Annotated in this window: 12 protein-coding genes; 2 read left to right on the forward strand and 10 right to left on the reverse strand. The window is 49.0% G+C overall.

The annotated features are described in order from the left end of the window. Positions 1-5: 5 nt before the first annotated feature. Complete coding sequence (locus L9G74_RS04995; RefSeq protein WP_238895199.1) at positions 6-446, forward strand: SufE family protein; 441 nt, start codon at positions 6-8, stop codon at positions 444-446. Between the two features lie 68 nt (positions 447-514). Here the strand turns inward: L9G74_RS04995 and fdhE are convergent, their stop codons facing one another. The 10 genes from fdhE to L9G74_RS05045 all read right to left on the reverse strand — a co-directional run bounded on the left by fdhE (position 515) and on the right by L9G74_RS05045 (position 16,191). Continuing rightward, the gene (gene fdhE / locus L9G74_RS05000; RefSeq protein WP_238895200.1) at positions 515-1,414 is read right to left on the reverse strand and encodes a formate dehydrogenase accessory protein FdhE; all 900 of its coding nucleotides are present in this window, start codon (positions 1,412-1,414) and stop codon (positions 515-517) included. A gap of 2 nt (positions 1,415-1,416) precedes the next feature. Then, a complete protein-coding gene (locus L9G74_RS05005) occupies positions 1,417-2,046 on the reverse strand; it encodes a formate dehydrogenase subunit gamma (RefSeq protein WP_238895201.1) in 630 nt (209 codons plus the stop codon). Then, positions 2,043-2,951 carry a formate dehydrogenase subunit beta gene (gene fdxH / locus L9G74_RS05010; RefSeq protein ID WP_238895202.1) on the reverse strand — a complete coding sequence of 303 codons (909 nt, stop codon included), beginning with the start codon at positions 2,949-2,951 and terminating at the stop codon, positions 2,043-2,045. Before fdxH ends, L9G74_RS05005 begins: the two co-directional genes overlap by 4 nt. A gap of 2 nt (positions 2,952-2,953) precedes the next feature. After that, on the reverse strand, positions 2,954-5,971 hold the full coding sequence (gene fdnG, locus L9G74_RS05015; protein ID WP_238895203.1) for a formate dehydrogenase-N subunit alpha: 3,018 nt from the start codon (positions 5,969-5,971) through the stop codon (positions 2,954-2,956). Positions 5,972-7,260: 1,289 nt separating this feature from the next. Continuing rightward, the gene (locus L9G74_RS05020; protein WP_238895204.1) at positions 7,261-7,866 is read right to left on the reverse strand and encodes a HupE/UreJ family protein; all 606 of its coding nucleotides are present in this window, start codon (positions 7,864-7,866) and stop codon (positions 7,261-7,263) included. A 135-nt stretch (positions 7,867-8,001) separates the two neighbouring features. Then, the gene (locus L9G74_RS05025; RefSeq protein ID WP_238895205.1) at positions 8,002-8,331 is read right to left on the reverse strand and encodes a hypothetical protein; all 330 of its coding nucleotides are present in this window, start codon (positions 8,329-8,331) and stop codon (positions 8,002-8,004) included. Between the two features lie 406 nt (positions 8,332-8,737). Beyond that, positions 8,738-10,642 (reverse strand): peptidase U32 family protein, encoded by a 1,905-nt coding sequence (locus L9G74_RS05030; protein WP_238895206.1) that lies wholly within the window; start codon positions 10,640-10,642, stop codon positions 8,738-8,740. A 170-nt stretch (positions 10,643-10,812) separates the two neighbouring features. Then, positions 10,813-11,343 (reverse strand): hypothetical protein, encoded by a 531-nt coding sequence (locus L9G74_RS05035; RefSeq protein WP_238895207.1) that lies wholly within the window; start codon positions 11,341-11,343, stop codon positions 10,813-10,815. Between the two features lie 363 nt (positions 11,344-11,706). After that, a complete protein-coding gene (locus tag L9G74_RS05040; protein WP_238895208.1) occupies positions 11,707-15,486 on the reverse strand; it encodes a S8 family serine peptidase in 3,780 nt (1,259 codons plus the stop codon). Between the two features lie 426 nt (positions 15,487-15,912). Then, a complete protein-coding gene (locus L9G74_RS05045) occupies positions 15,913-16,191 on the reverse strand; it encodes a DUF3601 domain-containing protein (protein ID WP_238895209.1) in 279 nt (92 codons plus the stop codon). Positions 16,192-16,436: 245 nt separating this feature from the next. Between L9G74_RS05045 and L9G74_RS05050 the strand changes: the two genes are divergently transcribed. Further along, positions 16,437-17,600, forward strand: coding sequence for an ABC transporter substrate-binding protein (locus L9G74_RS05050; protein WP_238895210.1), 1,164 nt, complete (start codon positions 16,437-16,439; stop codon positions 17,598-17,600). The last annotated feature ends 1 nt before the right edge of the window (position 17,601 follow it).

Raw genomic sequence — 17,601 nt, forward strand, 5'->3', positions numbered from 1 at the left:
GCCGAATGCCGTTACCCGCCGAACAGTTTCTTGAGTTTGATCAGCAAGGTACGCCGCTGCTACAAGACGCCGCTACGAAAGTGGCTCATGCCAAGCAATGGCAGGACAAATATCGTTTGTTGATGCAGCTAGGCAAACTACTGCCTGTCATTGATGATGCCGCCAAAACCGAGGATGCTCTGGTGGATGGCTGTGAAAGTGCGGCGTGGCTGTTTCACTTTCCATTGGGTGACCTGCACCTATTCTTGGCGGATAGTGATGCGCGCATTGTGAAAGGCTTAATCGTGTTATTACTGGCGGCCACCAATGGTAAAACGACCAATGAGATCCTCGCATTTGATGCAAACGCGTATTTTGCAGAACTCGGCTTGGCGGGGCAACTCAGCCCATCACGCAGTAACGGTTTATACGCCCTCGCGGCGCAAATTCAACGCTGTGCCCAATAAAAGAAAAAGCCATGACAATGGAGAGAGTATTGTCATGGCTTATGGGTAACTCGTTAACCCACGATAGGTTAAATTGTCATTTCATCGGCTAACACGAACGGATTGACTGTAGTTGCATGGAACCCCTCGTCAGATAACTTAGCGTCCAAGCCCATAGAGGCTAAGTCGTCGGCGACAGCGTCCATTCGCGGATCCAGATTCATAAACAACATTTTGGTGTAACCGTGGCAATCGTCGCAGCTTTCGATGCGGATTGGCGCTTGATGTTTCTCAAACGACCACAAACTCATCTCTTGCGCTTGATTGCAACTGCTGCAGTGAGCACGTACAAAATGCCATTCAGTTTCACACAAACTGCAATGTAGGTAGCGCAAGCCTTCGCGTGGTTTATCAACCACAACGCTGGCTACTGGGTGGCTCCCACACACCGGACACATAGGTTGCTGTTTGACTTGTGAAACGTCCATACGGCTGATCACTGCTGGTGCCCAATGGCTCCAATAAACAGATAACGCGGCCCATAAAAATAAACGATATTCCGCAGGCACTTGGCTAAATTTGCCTTGCACCAAACTGCTACCCCACTGTTGTAGCTGTTCCGGTGTTTGGCGCATCAATTGCCGAATCACCTGCACGACATTGCTTGATGCAGTATCAAGCAGTTCACTGAGTAGCAGTTGGAGTTGGGCTATCCAGTAACCGTTAACTTGAATACCTTGCAATGGCATCGCTGCGGCGGTGTTAATCTCTGGCGCTGGCCCCATTTCGGTATCGCAAAGGGTTTGCTGGGTTGATACCACTAGGCGGCACAACGCCAGATAATCTGCCAGCGGAGAATCCTTAGCAAGCTCGGCTAAACGCTCTGCGCGGCGTTGATAAATCTCCTTGGGGTTAGCCGCAATCAAAGGCTGTATGGCTAACGGTGATTTATCGGCAAAACTCATTTGGATCTCGCTGGCAACAATCATTATTATTTATCCTTATGGTCTTCTTCTAACATCATTGGGTGATGTTTACGGGCCCAAGCTTTTGACACTTTGCCGTACAACATGCCGGTAATAGAACCTTCAATCCAGCATGCCATCCATACGTGAACCACCAACGCAATCAGCATCAGGATGCCGCAAGCTGAGTGGATCAGTGTCGCCCAGTTGACAGTTTCAGCTGAGAACATTGGTGCAAAGTATGGCTGCCACATCATGATGCCGGTCACGATGAACGCGATAACGAAAATCACGAATGAGCGGAACAGCATTTTTTGACCTGGGTTGTAGTGACCCACTGGTGGAATGTTTTCCTCTTTTTGCAGCAGAACCCACACCACAGCTTTCATCCACGGCAAATCATACTTGTTCCATTTGTTGTGGCTGTAGTAACGCATCAGCATCACCGCCAACAAAGCCACCATCACCAGACCGAAGAACGGGTGCATGATTTTCGCCAGTTGTGGAGTGCCAACAATGCCACTCATCCACTGGAACGATGGAAAGAAGAATGAAAAACCGGTCAAGAATGTCACCAAGCCAACAAATACGATGGTCCAGTGGCAGAGTCGGTCAATGAGCTTATGACGAACAATCAACTCTTTGTTGTTACTCATTGTTTGTCCTCCTCTTTTTCAGCCGCTGCATCGATGTAGCCAGGCTGATCTTCCTCAACGATGTTACGGCCCACAGTGATGCGGTGCAGTAACGCGAAACCAGCAGTTGCCAACAAGCCAGCAGTACCTAATGGTTTCAGCCAATCCTGACGGATTTCAGTCGCTGCCGGGATCACAGGGTCAACTGGCATACCGTAGGTATCAGGTTTATTGATATCGTGCAGGATCATCATGTAGTGAGTACCGCCAACGCCTTCTGGGTTATACAAACCAGCATTGGTGAAGCCACGGTCTTTCAACTGAGCAACGCGTTTTTCTGCGTAGAACAGCATGTCTTCACGAGTACCGAAACGCAGTGCGCCAGTGGTACAAGTTTTCACACATGATGGTTCCAAGCCCACGGCCAAGCGGTCAGAACACAAAGTACATTTGTAGGCTTTGTTATCTGTTTTGCTGATTTTAGGCACGTTGAACGGACAAGCACTGGCGCAATAACCACAACCGATACATTTGTCTGAATCAAAGTCCACAGTACCGTTAGCGTGTTGCACGATAGCGCCACCAGTAGAACAGGCTTTCAAACATGCTGGGTCAGCACAGTGCATACAGGCTGTGTGGGTGAACTGCCAACGCAGTTTTTTATTATCATCTACCACTTCGTGGTATTGCATGATGTTCCAGCTTTCTGGGGTCAGCGTCATTGGGTTTTGATAGCTGCCTTGGAAAGTGCCCACTTCTTCACGCAGGTCGTTCCATTCAGAACAAGCTACCTGACAAGCTTTACAACCGGTACATTTAGTGGCGTCGAACAGTTTGGTGACTTCTTTCACCGCCCCGATGCGCGCTTGCGCAGAGGGAGTGATGTCAGTGGTGCCAGAGCGACGAATAATATCTTGAGTAGCCATAATTAGAAGCCCTCCGCTTTAGCAATATTCACAAGGAATGCTTTGTACTCTGGAGTTTGCGTGTTCGCGTCACCCACTGCTGAAGTCAGCTCGTTCACGATATAACTCTTCTGAGTCAACGCTTCGTAGCTACCGTGGCGTGGAATACCAATGGTGTGTACTTTCTTACCTTGTACATCCAATGGTTGCAGACGTTTAGTCACATACGCTTTGGTGATGATGTGTGAACGTTTAGACGTCACTTTCACCCAATCACCGTTAGCAATGCCTTTCTCTGCCGCCAGTACTTCGTCGATTTCGATAAAGTGTTGTGGCTGAGTGATAGCAGCTAAACGACAGTGTGTAGTCCAGTTGTTGAAGTGTTCTGTCATAGAGTAGGTAGTACCTACATATGGGAACTCTTCGTTAGTACCAAAGCTTTCGCGCATACCTTTGAGCATACGAGCCACTGGGTTGTTAGTGACTTTTGGATGCAGCGGGTTGCTACCGATAGGTGATTCAAACGGCTCATAGTGTTCAGGGAACGGACCATCTTTCAAATCGCGCAGCGCAAACAGGTGACCAACACCGTCAGCTTGCATGATGAATGGATGGGCTGAGTCTTCTGCATTCAACTTAGCGTTGAAGTCAGGTACGTCGATACCTTGCCATTTGCCTTCTTTGTACTCGAGCAGTACGCGGCTTGGGTCACGTGGTTTACCGTGAACGTCGCATGATGCGCGGTTATACAGAATACGGCGGTTAGCAGGCCACGCGAATGACCAGTTAGGAGTAATACCTTTACCTGATGGGTCGCTGTTATCACGACGAGCCATCATGTTGCCTTTCTCGGTCCATTGACCTGAGTAGATCCAGATACCACAAGCAGTTGAACCGTCAGCTTTCAGTTCAGTGAAGCTGTTCAGCAGTTTGCCAGTGTTCAGATCATAACCGTTCATCTCTTTCGCCAGCTCTTCTGAGCTAGGTTCATGCTCAATTGCATAATCCCATTTAATGGCTTCGATAGGTTGAGGCAGACGGCCGCCTTCTTCACGATACAGGCGTTTCAGTTCCAGCATGATGCCAGACAGAATGGCTGGATCTGACAGCGCTTCACCCGGTGGGTTCGCACCTTTGAAGTGCCATTGCAACCAGCGACCAGAGTTAGCGATAGAACCACTTTCTTCAGCAAAACAGGTAGTTGGCAGACGGAATACTTCAGTTTGGATGTTGGCAGTATCAACGTCGTTGAACTGACCTGCATTACGCCAGAAGCTTGAAGTTTCGTTAGCCAGTGCATCCAGGATTACCAAGAATTTCAGGTTTGATAAGCCTTTAGATACTTTTTGTTTATCTGGCTGAGAGTTCAGGGTGTTGATACCTTGGATGAAGTAACCGTTAACTTCACCGTGAACCATCATGTCGATCTGTTTATTGATATCGTACTGTTGGTCCCATTTTGGCAACCATTCATAACCGTAGTCGTTATCAGCAGTTGCGTGATCACCGAAGAAAGATTTCAGCAGTGACACAGTAAATGCTGGGTAGTTATGCCAGTAGTTAGTTGAACCTGGACGCAGTTGTTTTGGCGTGTAGTGGTTCAAGTAAGCTTCAAGGTTGATATCTTGATCTTGTGGCAGTTTCAGGTAGCCTGGCAGACCTTGGCACAGCAGTGCTAAGTCAGTGGCACCTTGTACGTTTGAGTGACCACGCAGCGCGTTAACACCACCACCCATGATACCCATGTTACCCAGCAGCAGCTGAATCATCGCCATGGTACGGATGTTTTGTGCGCCCACACTGTGTTGAGTCCAACCCAGTGCATACAGGAACGTCGCCGCTTTGTTATCTACGTGAGTCGCACCAATCTGTTTACATACGTCTAAGTATGCATCTTGAGGTGTACCAGTGATTTGAGAAACGGTCGCAGGATCGTAGCGTTCAACGTGTTTTTCCAACAGACGCAGTACGCAACGAGGGTTGGTCATGGTTGGGTCAACTTTAGCGTAGCCTTGGTCGTCCAACTCATAGAACCAAGAAGATTGGTCATAAGTGTTAGTGGTGTCATCAAAACCACTGAACAAACCTTCGTTAAAGTCAAAGTCTTCACGCACGATGAATGGTGCGTTGGTGTAGGCTTTCACATATTCAACGTTGATCTGGTTATTTTTCAGCAGATAACGAATCATCCCCAACAGGAAGGTGATGTCAGTACCTGAACGCAGTGGTGCGTAGGTATCTGCCACAGCCGCACTACGGTTGAAACGTGGGTCAACCACAATCAAACGTGCGTTGTTGTGTTCCATCGCTTCAGTTACCCAACCAAAACCTACTGGGTGAGCTTCTGCTGCGTTACCGCCCATCACAATCGCTAGGTCGGTATTTTTCATATCGGCCCAGTGGTTGGTCATTGCACCACGACCAAAGGTCGGAGCCATGGCGGCAGGTGTTGGCGCGTGACATACGCGGGCGATGTTATCCAAGCCCAGCATACCAATGGCACGGCCAAATTTATGAGTCATGAAACAGCCTTCGTTAGCCTGCGCTGACGAGGTCATCATACCCAAACTGGTCAAACGGTTAACGGTTTGGCCTTTAGCGTTCTTCTCAACGAGGTTGGCGTCACGTTCGTCTTTCACCAAACGCGCGATACGTTTAAACGCTTCATCCCAGCTGATACGTTGCCATTTATCACTGCCTGGCGCGCGTACTTCTGGGTATTTCAGTCGATGAGGACTATTCACGTAATCCACCAACCCAGCGCCTTTAGGACATAATGCGCCGCGGTTGATTGGGTTATCTGCATCACCTTCAATATGGAAGATGTGCTGTTCAGCATTTTTTCCGTTGCTGCTGTGGCTGTACATCAACAAGCCACAACCTACAGAACAATAGCAGCAGTTATTGCGTGTCTCTTTAGCTCTGAGCAGTTTAAACTCTCTGACTGCAGCGAATGCCTTTTCAGACATCAAGCCCAGTGCAGAGATGGCAGAAGTTGCAGCTCCTGCGGCACAGAGTTTGAAAAACTGTCGTCTGTTCATTGTCATGTCACACACTCTCTTTTTATGTGCTTTCCTACTGCGGCGAGTGTGCCGCAGGCTTGAGTTCTAGCGGTGCCTTAACTCATGCACGAAGTATCTATAAAAATGACAATAGATGACAAATAACGACACGTGATATGTATCACATTTAAAATTCATAGAAACAAAACACCAAAAAATACTAAAATCAAAACACCAAAATCCAAAATAAAAACGAATAACAGAATATAAAACTTATTTGGTTATTTTTTAGTCTGGACATTTTGTCTGGTAAAAATGTCCACTCTGCCTCAAATTTACCGTGCCGCAATTTACATATGTGACATGCATCACCAATTACCCCCTTTCAGGGAAGTAGCGGGTCGAAAATTAGCAAAACCTTATTTGTGAGCCACTTCTCATTTACCTTACTTTTATTGTGTGAACTAAGCTAACTTTGCATTATTTAAGCGGTTATTGGGATGCTTAGACCAGTAATGAACAGCGACGAACGACCAAAAATGGTCACGCTCACCACAGCAAAATCTGCGGCATTTTCGTTCGACGCTGCGTTTTATCAGCTGCTGTTTTGGGAGAAATTAGAGTAAATGCACTCCAACAATGCAGGACTCACCAAGTTGGTGCACACTGTCGGTGTTTGAGCGTCCACAAAAACCACTAATGGACTGTATTTATTGAAATTTATTTTTTGGCACACTAACTGCTTTATAGAAAGCGAACTATAAAACAGGCGCAAAAGTCTGTCGCGTTAATTGGATGTGTAACTACAAACTCAGTATGAGTGCACCGAGTTTGTCAGCATCACCGGGTAATGACACCCTAAGCATTGCGTAAATCAGGTAATGCTTAGGGTGATTTTTTTTACTACATCAGTTGCGAGTTTCGAGCTTCGGGTTGCGAGCTACGAGTTACGAGTTTTGGGCTTAGAGTGCCGAGCTTCGGGTTGCGAGCTTATCGCTTACCGCTTATGGCTTACCTCTTATCGCTTACGGCTTACAGCTTATGGCTTATGGCTTATGGCTTATCGCTTTACCGCTTCCCGCTCGCATCTCGCAACTCGCAACTCGCAACTCGCAACTCGTGTCTCGTATCTCGTATCTCGAGTCTCGCATCAAGCTTCAAACGGCGCGCTACAGGCTTCAGGTTGCGAGCTTTTAGCTTACCGCTTATGGCTTATCGCTTTACCGCTTCCCGCTCGCATCTCGCATCTCGCATCTCGCAACTCGTATCTCGTATCTGAAAAGCAAAAAAAGACCGCCGCAGCGGTCTTTTCACCATTGACACATAAGTTAACGTATTAGCACCAACAAGAAGCCAGCGGCCAACATAACCCCTCCGTAACCAAGTGCAATATTGCGATGCTGAGTCTTCACCAGTGCATAGCAAGCACTTTCACCCAAAAGACAACATAAAATCCCAGCAGTAACCAACGGCCCACCAAGTAACAAAAGTTGGTCACCTAAGCTGCTAGATGAAAGTGGATTCAGATGAGCAAAGCTATAGCCGAAGGCAAATGCCAACACGCCCGTTAAAGCTATTGCTCCGTGTACCGACCAACGCACGTTACCCGCCACTAACATACCGATCAAAAACACCGCCAGTAACATTCCCTCTTCTGCAAAAATCATTGCGACGGTGGTGTGTTGTGTGGCTAATCCACACAGAAGTAGCACCGAAAAGCTCAAGGGTAATGCCCAGAGGGCGCGACCGCCTATCTGCATAGCCCAGATGCCGACGCCCACCATAAATAGTACGGTGGCGATGGATTGCCAAATTGGGAAGTTCGGCAACTCAGGAGCCAGCACCGGCGCATAGGCAAACCAACATAAAGACAAAACCAACAAAGTGATAGGGAGTCGGAACGGATGTTCAGCAAGTGCAGTTAAAGTGCGCATACATACCTCGCTATTTGGCCTGTGATACACAACTACACCATAGAAGTATTTTGTTACAACTGGTATGACCTGCTTCAAAAAATGAACAATTTTATCCCTGAATCATTACCTACTTTAGTCTTAATTGAACTGAAACTAGCGACAACTATGGCCAGCTAACGACAGGCGTTCTTGCACATTCGGATTGGGATAACGCTCCCCCGTCATCACCAACTCATCACCTTGCAGCTCAAATTGTGGCTTGAGCATCCAATCAACTCGTCCCAGTGACCGTAATTCATAGCGTCCCCACGGTCTTGGACACGTTAAGTAGACGTAATGATAAGCCTTGCCAATAGCGCCAGGATCCGCCGTGTAAACATAGAATTGCTGTCCATTCAGCACCAGCTCTTTATGGATATATTCAATATTGGCTGACGTTGGCATGTTAAGCATCGCGCCCAGCAACACCAACGGCAGTTGCATGAGGCATAATCCAGTTAAGACGGTAACGGGAATTATTGGCCGTTTCAGTTTGGGCTTAATGTACGGATATAAGGCTAACAACACAGTCCCGACAATAAATAACATGCCCAGTTTTATCAGTAATAGATAGCCCTTCAAATAGGCAGTAAACGTCGGTGACCGCCAATTCAATCCCCAAAGCGTCAAGGGGTGTAGCGACTCCATTAACGGCAACAGCACGAAACACCACAGAACAACCCACACACGATACTTCACTATCCATTGCCACATACTACGCTGTCCTTTAACTATTTGTATTTACTTGTAATTAGCAGGTTAATCTAGCATATTCGTTACGCCTGTCAGCCGTTAGCCGTAAAAAAGCCGACGCTAAGGTCGGCTTCAATAACACGGCTGACAACTGCCCTTACAGGCGGTTACTGCCCACCACCATCATTTCACATTTCTGGCAGTCAAACACCAGCTTGAGTGTATCGCTGCCGACTTCGAGCACCATTGGCTCAGCTTTGATCCCCGGAGTTTCTTTCGGACACAGATTAAAGCTGTAGCGTAAGCAGTGCTTAGTGATCATCAACGGCGCATCGTTCAGCACTTGGTTTTTCTCGTACGCAGCGTCAATCTCAATCACGCCATGCTGCTTATAAAAGCTTTCCGCTTTGTCATTGAGTACGTTGCCCAAGAAGTTCAAATGCTTCTGCGGGAAGGTGGCCGCATCGCTACGTGGCCATTGTGGTGGCCGTTGGTAGTTGTCGACGCGGTATTGCTCAAACGCGTCAATCGCTTCACGGCGCAGCGCATTTAACTGCCCTGCTGGCACAAACCACGGCTGTGAAGTGGCAATTTCGACCTTGCGCGCGTGATAACGAGTACCACCGAGTTTCGCCAAGCCTTTTTGTTGTTGGGCAATGGTTTTGTCTGCGTCATTGGCGGCTTGTTTTTCCAGCGCGGCGCTGACTTCAATCTGATGGCCGTGATCATCTTTAACGCGCACACCTAAGCCGCTGTCGGTATCAAACAAGGTGATATCGACGTTGATTAAACGCTTAGACGACTCTTTGCTCAGCACCGCTTCAAAGTCGTGGTCGAGGTTACGGAACAGCTCCATCCCCACACGCAGATCGCTCGGCACCTGGTTCGCCAAATAGGCGCGATTACCGTCAGCGCGGTTAACCCGCAGGCCACTCAGCTTGGCATCAGAGTGAATCGCTTTTTGGAAATCGATAGTGAAGTAACACAGGCCATCACCGTTGTGCAGCTGTTCAACTTCACTGCCGCTGTGGTCGATCTCCAGCCAGTCTTTGCCAATGGCGGTCACTTTACCGGCTGACTGGCCTAGATATTTTGGCGTGCGGAAGTCGTTCAAACCACCGTGACGTTGATTCACAAAGTAATCGGTTTTGCCACGGTTAAAACTTTTATCTGGGTTTGGTACAAAGGTGTATTCGCAGCGGCCATGGGATGCCGCTTGCAGCGATGGATTGCGATCAAGGATCTTGTCCAACTGCTGGCGATAATGCGCAGTCACGTTCTTCACGTAACTCAAATCTTTCAAACGGCCTTCAATCTTAAACGAGCGAATACCGGCGTTGATCAGCGCATCCAAGTTATCGGTTTGGTTGTTGTCTTTGAGCGACAACAGGTGCTGGTTTTCTGCCAGTTGCTCGCCGTCACGGGTTTTCAAGTTACATGGCAGACGGCACATCTGCGAACATTCACCGCGGTTAGCGGAGCGCTTGGAAAACGCATGGCTCAAGTTACACAAGCCAGAATAACTCACGCATAGCGCGCCGTGGATGAAGAACTCCAAGCGGGTTTTTACCGTGGCGGCAATGTCAGCAATCTGTTGCAAGCTCAGCTCGCGCGCCAACACCACTTGCGAAAAGCCTACCTGCTCCATAAACGCTACCTTTTCAGGGGTACGGTTATCGGTTTGGGTACTGGCATGCAGCGCAATCGGTGGCAGATCTAGCTGTAATACGCCCATGTCCTGCACAATCAGCGCATCAACGCCAGCATCATACAACTCATGGATCAACGTATCGGCTTGGGCTAACTCAGCATCCGACATGATGGTATTGAGCGCCACAAACACCTGCGCGCCGTAACCGTGGGCAAACTCACTCAAGCGGGCAATATCACTCACGCTGTTACCGGCAGTAGCACGCGCACCGAAGGCTGGGCCACCAATATAAACCGCATCCGCACCGTGGCGAATGGCTTCAATACCGTAGTCGGCGTTTTTAGCAGGTGACAGCAATTCCAATTTGTTATCCAGAATGATGTCGTTGCTTGGCGTGTAGATCTGCACCATGTTGAGCTGTTTCCAATATTAGCGAGGCGCGGAGTATAGCAAAAATCCGCCAATGACACAGATCACAATTTGTAGCACGGCTCAGGCAACGACGGTATTGCGAGGTGCCCCAACGTTCCGCTGATTAGGAGTCACAGAACGCTGCATGCACGCAGCACTCACTGATTGACCTAGTAACCGCTGGCGTAGAACGGCCGCGCGCTAAAACCGACGTCCGTTTGCTCCACCACAAAGGGGAAATATGCACGGTAGGTGCGATCTAAGATCTCATCGCTAATCCACAGTAGATAGCTATGCTCACTCAGTTGCCCTTTCAGGCGAATGTCGATGATGTGTTGCCCTTCACTAAAGCGCAAAGTGCCTTCGTCGCTCAGTGTAAACATGGCATTTAATACCATGTTTTTATCAGCCCTTCGGCCTATTGAGGTAGGAATTGCGCGAATAGGTAATTGCTCGGCAATCTGCTGTAACACGACTTGTGGTAGTGCTACGGGCTGTGGCGCAGGCGTTAATGAGCATTCGAGATATTCGGATGCAATCATCATGTTGACGGTAGTTTCTTCGAGGTTTTCAGTGGCGCGTAAGGCGTTATATTGCTCGCAGTCGTTAACACTCGCACCCGATGCCATGGAGATAGCGGTTTTGGGTGCCGCATGGGCAAGCGGGGTTAATAGGCAAGCTAGCAGTAATAGATGTCGCACGAGGTATTCCTTAAATCCGTTTAAACAAGGTTCCAAATAACCGGGCCAGTGTAACGAAACATGGCGTTAAAAACACCATTATCACAGTGAATTCAATCACATAATTAGTTTATGTGAATAACATTATCCTTGAGTAATTGCGGCTAGAAGGAACACAGTAGCTGGCAGATAAAACGCGGTAGTGAGAGATCAATGAATGGTAAGCAGCTTGCACCGCTAGATAAAAAACCATTTATACCGGAAACTAAGTGGTCAAGAGACAAACAAGAGTCAAAAGGGAAGAACCGATACACACCTTTTCTCAAAGATGTGCCCCGCAATGACTGGCAGTAAGCCAACACGCAGAGCACATCTTATTTAGGGCTATTTCAGCATGTAGGCACGCATCATAATCTGCGAAGCCGAGCTGTTTTGGTTATAAGCCATGGTCACTTTCAAGTGAACAAACTCACCGGCTGCCGCAGCGTTTGGCACAATAGCCACCCACTCACCGTTCTGCTGAATAATTTCTGCATCCTGCCAGCTTGATGGATCAAACTTGTTCGGTACTGGGCAGTAGTTCGCGACGCTTGGCGTGGTCAAAGTACATTCCTGACCATAGCCATATTGCAAAGTTACTTCGGCCAAATCTGTTACTCCTACACCATCCAATAACCCTGAGAGTTTGATAGCCATCGGCACGCCTGCGGCAGTGGTATTGTCCAACGCAACAGGGATTTCCAGCTTAGGCATCAGTACTGCTTGCGGACCTTGCTTGCTGGCATCCGTTGTAAAGCTGTAGAAACCGTGGAAGTACGAACCTAAGTGGTCGGCCAATGGTGATTGCTTGCCTACACCTCGTGGATAAGAGCGCAGTTGCAGCGTCACTTCGACGGGGTAATCCGGTACCGTTACCATGCCAGAATTTAGGTAGGTCGATTGACCATCAATGGTTACACCGTACAGGCCACTTTCGTTCATACCCGTGGCGGCATCATGCCCAGCACCATCGCCGTAGGTGGTAAAACCAAAGCTCAGCACGTTGGTATCACGCGCGGCGATACTTGAACCGCCTGAACTCAAACTGCCAGTACGACCAAGCTTGAGCCAGTCTGTGGTTTCAACTGCACCCGCCGTCATCATGCGTGGGCCATCAAAGTAACCGCCGTACACTTGCAGCGTGTTACTTTGCATCACAATGTTGGTCCACATGTTTTTGCTGGTCGCGGTGTAGAACTCTTCGCGTTCAATGGGTGCCATCAGCATCTGCGGGCTACCTGTTGAGTAGAACTCGCCCGTACTGTTGGTCATCGCCATGACATCAGTCCATACCGGGCGGGTATCATCTTGCGAATGATAACGCGCTACCACTTTGTGCATATCCGCTTCATGCAAACGGATCTGCCCAGCCTGAATACGGCCATCAGTGATGTGGTTGATTGAGTATGCGTAAGGCGAATATTCTGCCGCGGTGCCAGACCAGCTCACGGTGTCTTTACCACTTGCAACCAAGTCAGCCAGCTGTTCACCTTGAGCTGCACTCACGGCAACCACAGGGATCTTAGCGGTGCCAGTAATCGCCGTTTTATAGCGACCTGGCATACCAGGACGATAGAAAATCACCCCAACTGCGCCGCGTTGCATCACATTCGACATCATGTAAGACGTCAGATAGTACGGGTTAGCGATCAGTGCGACTTTGCCTTGCAGGTCAAACTGGCTCCAATCGGTGCTGTAGCTTGCATCTCCCACCGCTACCACTTGTGCCTCGCCTTCACCGTTAAAGGCTAATGACAGACCTTGGTTAACGTAATCCAGCACGTCACCATTGGCCATTTTGATCACGGTCTCTGGTGCGATGGCTCGCGTCGTCACAAATGAACGGAAGCGGTCATCATGGCCTTGCGACCACGCATAGAAGTTATTGACGTAATCTGGTGCTAACTCCATCGCGGCTAATTTAGCAACTTTGTTATCATCCAGCGCGTAGGTAAAACCGAAAGAGAAACCTTGAGTTGCCAATGGCTTGGCCGCTTTAAACTCCACTTTTTTGGCAGTGCGCGAATCAAATGTCAGTTGGGTATCGCTATCAATTTTGTAATCCAGATATGCCATCTGCGCCGCAGTTTCTACCAAACCACTGCTGGTACTGGCGTTATCAAAGGTCATGATGTTAGCGATAAAGCTGTAGTTACCTTTGGCCAAGGCTACGGACGCAGTGCCGTTATCTAGATATGCCACGCGGCCCCAATCATCCTCTTCATTGATGATATACACCTTAGAGAATGAGGTAGCAGGCAAGCCCATGTGGTCAGTCACGTTAAAGGTCACTTCCACTTGTGGCGGTTCAATCCAGAACGAGACTGGCACGGTCACACGAACATCTTGTTTGTTCGATATACCGATAATGCGGCCGCTGATGGCACCATAGGCACCGCTGCGCAGGCCCACACTTGGGTCAATCCATACTGGGACATTGGCGGTACCGTTCGCTGGCACGGTGATCTCTTTTACGCCTAGGCCAGCCAGAGTTGCGGGCAGTTGTGTACTGCCATCTTCGCCGATCAAGTCCATTTTCAACCGCAGTGTTACCGCTTCATCGCCAATGTTTGATAGCGTGACAAAGGTTTCGGTAGCCGCTTGCTCTGTATCATACGGGAAGCTTCCTAACTCAACGTTAGGTGCAGCAACCACCTGCTGACTAATGGCACGGTTAACGTCCATCGGCCCAGCGCCTTGTTGCAACACATGTGCAGTGGTTGCAGCGGCCGATGAGGTTAATACTTGCTTTAATTGCAGCGGTGTTAGTTCAGGACGAGCTTGCAGCACCACCGCTGCGCCACCTGATACGTGTGGCGCTGACATCGATGTGCCCGACATAGCGCGATAACCTGTCGCCCCAAAACCACCGGAAGCAGCAGCCACAACATCCACCCCTTGTGAGGCGATATCAGGCTTAGCAGAATGACCATCAGGCGATGGGCCACGTGATGAGAAGAACGCCGTTTCGTTGTTACGATCCAATGCAGCCACCGTCAACGCACTTGGCGCACAACCCGGAATACCAATGGTTTCACGGGTATAACTGTTACCGGCAGAGACCACAAACAGTGCTTGATTGCTTAGAGCTTCCAGCATGTCGACCAATGGACCGCTACAGCTAGAGCCAGAGCCAGAGCCACCGAGTGACATACTCACCACTTGCGCGCCTTCAGCTACCGCCCACTGCATACCATTCAAAATACCCGAGGTGGAACCGCCGCCAGTGTTAGACAGCACTTTACCCACCAACAGTTTAGCGCCCGGTGCCATACCGACCCACTTGCCACCAGACTCCACACCTGTACCGGCAATGGTTGATGCGGTGTGCGTGCCGTGGCTGTTCATATCATCCACGCCGTTGCTGGAATAGGTGAAGTCCTTCGCGGCAATCACTTGCCCAGCTAAATCGTTATGTTCGGTGTCGTATCCGGTATCCAATACCGCCACCGTCACACCATAACCGTTATAGGCGGCTGCTAAAGGGCCATACACCCCGGTAAGCGGCACCGTTGGCGTTAACACGGCCGCATTGGCCGGTGCTTTATCACCGTATACCATGGCATCAAGCCATACGCTTTCTACGGTGACATCGTCCGCCAGCGACTGCCACACCGACGCCGCATCTTGCTTGCTAATGCCAACTGAGGCGCTGTCGATCAGCTCATATTCACTATTAACTTCTGCGCCCATCGGCGCCACAGGCACCGCACTACCCGCTAAGGTACCGCTGCGATATTTGATAATCACCGGCAGTTGTTCGGTAGAGGCATCGTCATAACCAGCAGCAAATAACTTGCTGATATTAAATAATTCTTGGTCAACCAAACGCGAATCAATCAGCGCTTGAGACTTAGGTGTGATGATGTATTGTTCACCGGCAATCTCATAAATACTGGTAACTTGCTCGCTACCATCATCATTGAGCAAACGTACACCCGCCAGCTTGCCATCTGGCTTAGCAATAGCGGCAACTTTTTCACCGGTGATCAACGTGAACTGCAGACTTTTTGCGCTTGTTTGTTCGGTGTCAGCCTCTGCTTGAGCCTGCACTGCCACCACGTTCGCGCCAAGCACAGTCAACACTACTGCAGCAAGTTGACTGAGCCGATTCTTGGGGGTCATTTGATTATCCTATTAGTTGGATTTAGCTGAACTGTTTTAAATGCCACTCAGGGTACAAAGGGCCGACTAGCATCAGGCCAAGTAAGAGCAACACGACTCAAATGGCGTTCCTCGAGGAAAGCACCGAGAAAACCAAGATAGCAACATAATTGCTACATTTATGGCAACTCAATGAAATTGATGTAGCGTTTTGTAGCGGATAGACAATTTCTTAAGTGGAAATTTATCCAACCCACTGGTGCTATTGGTAAAAATAAAATGAGGAGTAAAACGCCTAGAGAAAATAGGGCTTAACAAGTGCAAGCAATAAAGCTATTGCTCATAGAGGAGATGTTAAAAATAGAGCGGTAGGATAGTTTAACCGCAGCGGCAGGATGGATGTTCAGTGTCGGCAATTAAGTGTCCTGCTAAGCAAAAACAGCGCAGCTACTCATCGCCAACCCACTGTAAATATTGAGCCAGCGCTTTGACGATGTGCAGTTGTTCTTGTGGCCGCAGTTGCAATCTGATCTGCCGCTGCTGACCGTTGATCTCACAAAACAGTGACAGGCCATCTTCATAGGGCACAAAGTTAGCGCCGATAAATGTCAGCGTGCTGCCCTCGGGATAAGTGTCGTTGTCGTAATCCACAAAAGTCTGCATCACACGGTAGGTTTGTCCCGCGTTAAGGTGAGCATATTGTTTATCTAATAGACGGCTATCCATGCATTACTCCATAAACCCAAAGAAAGATAACTATAACACATTGATACTAATCAATTAATAGTAACCCATCAGCATAACACTCAACATCGATAGCGCTGAGATAAAACACCACATTGATTTGCTGCAGTGCTAACAAAACCTGTATTCACAACACTTTCGTCTAACTGAGCGACAAAGTTGCAACTAAAAAATCTCTTCTATACTGACAGCTCGCCCCTAATAATCGTCAACGAAAGGTAATGACTATGCATCGCATTAAAACCCTGTTGTCTGCTGTGGCTGTAGTAACGGCGTTATCTGCCAGTGCCAATTCCTTTGCTGAAACCATTAAGGTCGGTATGTCAGCTGCATTAACCGGCCCTGCGTCTGCCCTCGGCAATGGCGTCAAAGATGGCATTGAAAGCTATTTCAAACGTGTGAACGCCGCCGGCGGCATCAATGGCAATATGATTGCGCTGACAGCGTTAGATGATGGTTATGAGCCAGACCGTGCCGCGCCCAATATGGATCAACTGATTGATCAAGAGAAAGTGCTCGCCGTATTGGGTAACGTAGGCACACCGACCGCAATTGTGACCGTGCCTATCGCCAACGCCAAGAAAACCTTGCTATTCGGCGCTTACACAGGCGCAGGTGTGCTACGCAAGAGTCCGCCAGATCGTTACATCATTAACTATCGTGCCAGCTATGCAGAAGAAACAGCAGCGATGGTCAAAGGCTTGCTTGCCAGCGGCATCAAAGCTGAGGAAATTGCCTTTTTTACCCAAAACGATGGCTATGGTGACGCGGGCTATAACGGTGGCGTCGCCGCATTGAAAGCGGAAGGGTTCAACGACACTGACAAACTCGCACATGGCCGTTATCCACGTAACACCACCAATGTGGAGCAAGGCTTGGGGACGATTCTGGACGCCGAAGTCGAACCTAAAGCCATTATTATGGTGGGTGCCTACGCCCCATGCGCCGCATTTATTCGGCAAGCCAAGCAAGATCTGCCCGACACCAAATTCTTAAACGTCTCATTTGTGGGCAGTATTCCGTTACTAAAAGCCCTTGGTGATAAAGCCGATGGCGTTATCGTAACCCAAGTGGTGCCGCATTATGAGGCCGACTTGCCCGGTGTCAGCGATTATCGTAAAGACCTACAAGCCTATAAACCCGGCGCGCAGCCTGACTTTGTCTCACTCGAAGGCTACCTGTTAGCAAAAATCTTTGTCGAAGGTTTGAAGAAAGCCCCAGCGCTGGATCGTGAAGGCGTTATCAACGGCTTAGAAAGTCTCAATCAGTTAGATATCGGTATCGATGTCCCCGTATCGTTCAGCGCCAGCAGTCATCAAGCCAGCCATAAAGTATGGCCGACGGTGATCAAGAACGGTAAGTACGAAATCCTTAATTGGTCCGAACTGTAGT

Origin of the sequence: Shewanella electrica, from assembly GCF_022321485.1 — a bacterium.
GTDB classification, from domain to species: Bacteria; Pseudomonadota; Gammaproteobacteria; order Enterobacterales; family Shewanellaceae; genus Shewanella; species Shewanella electrica.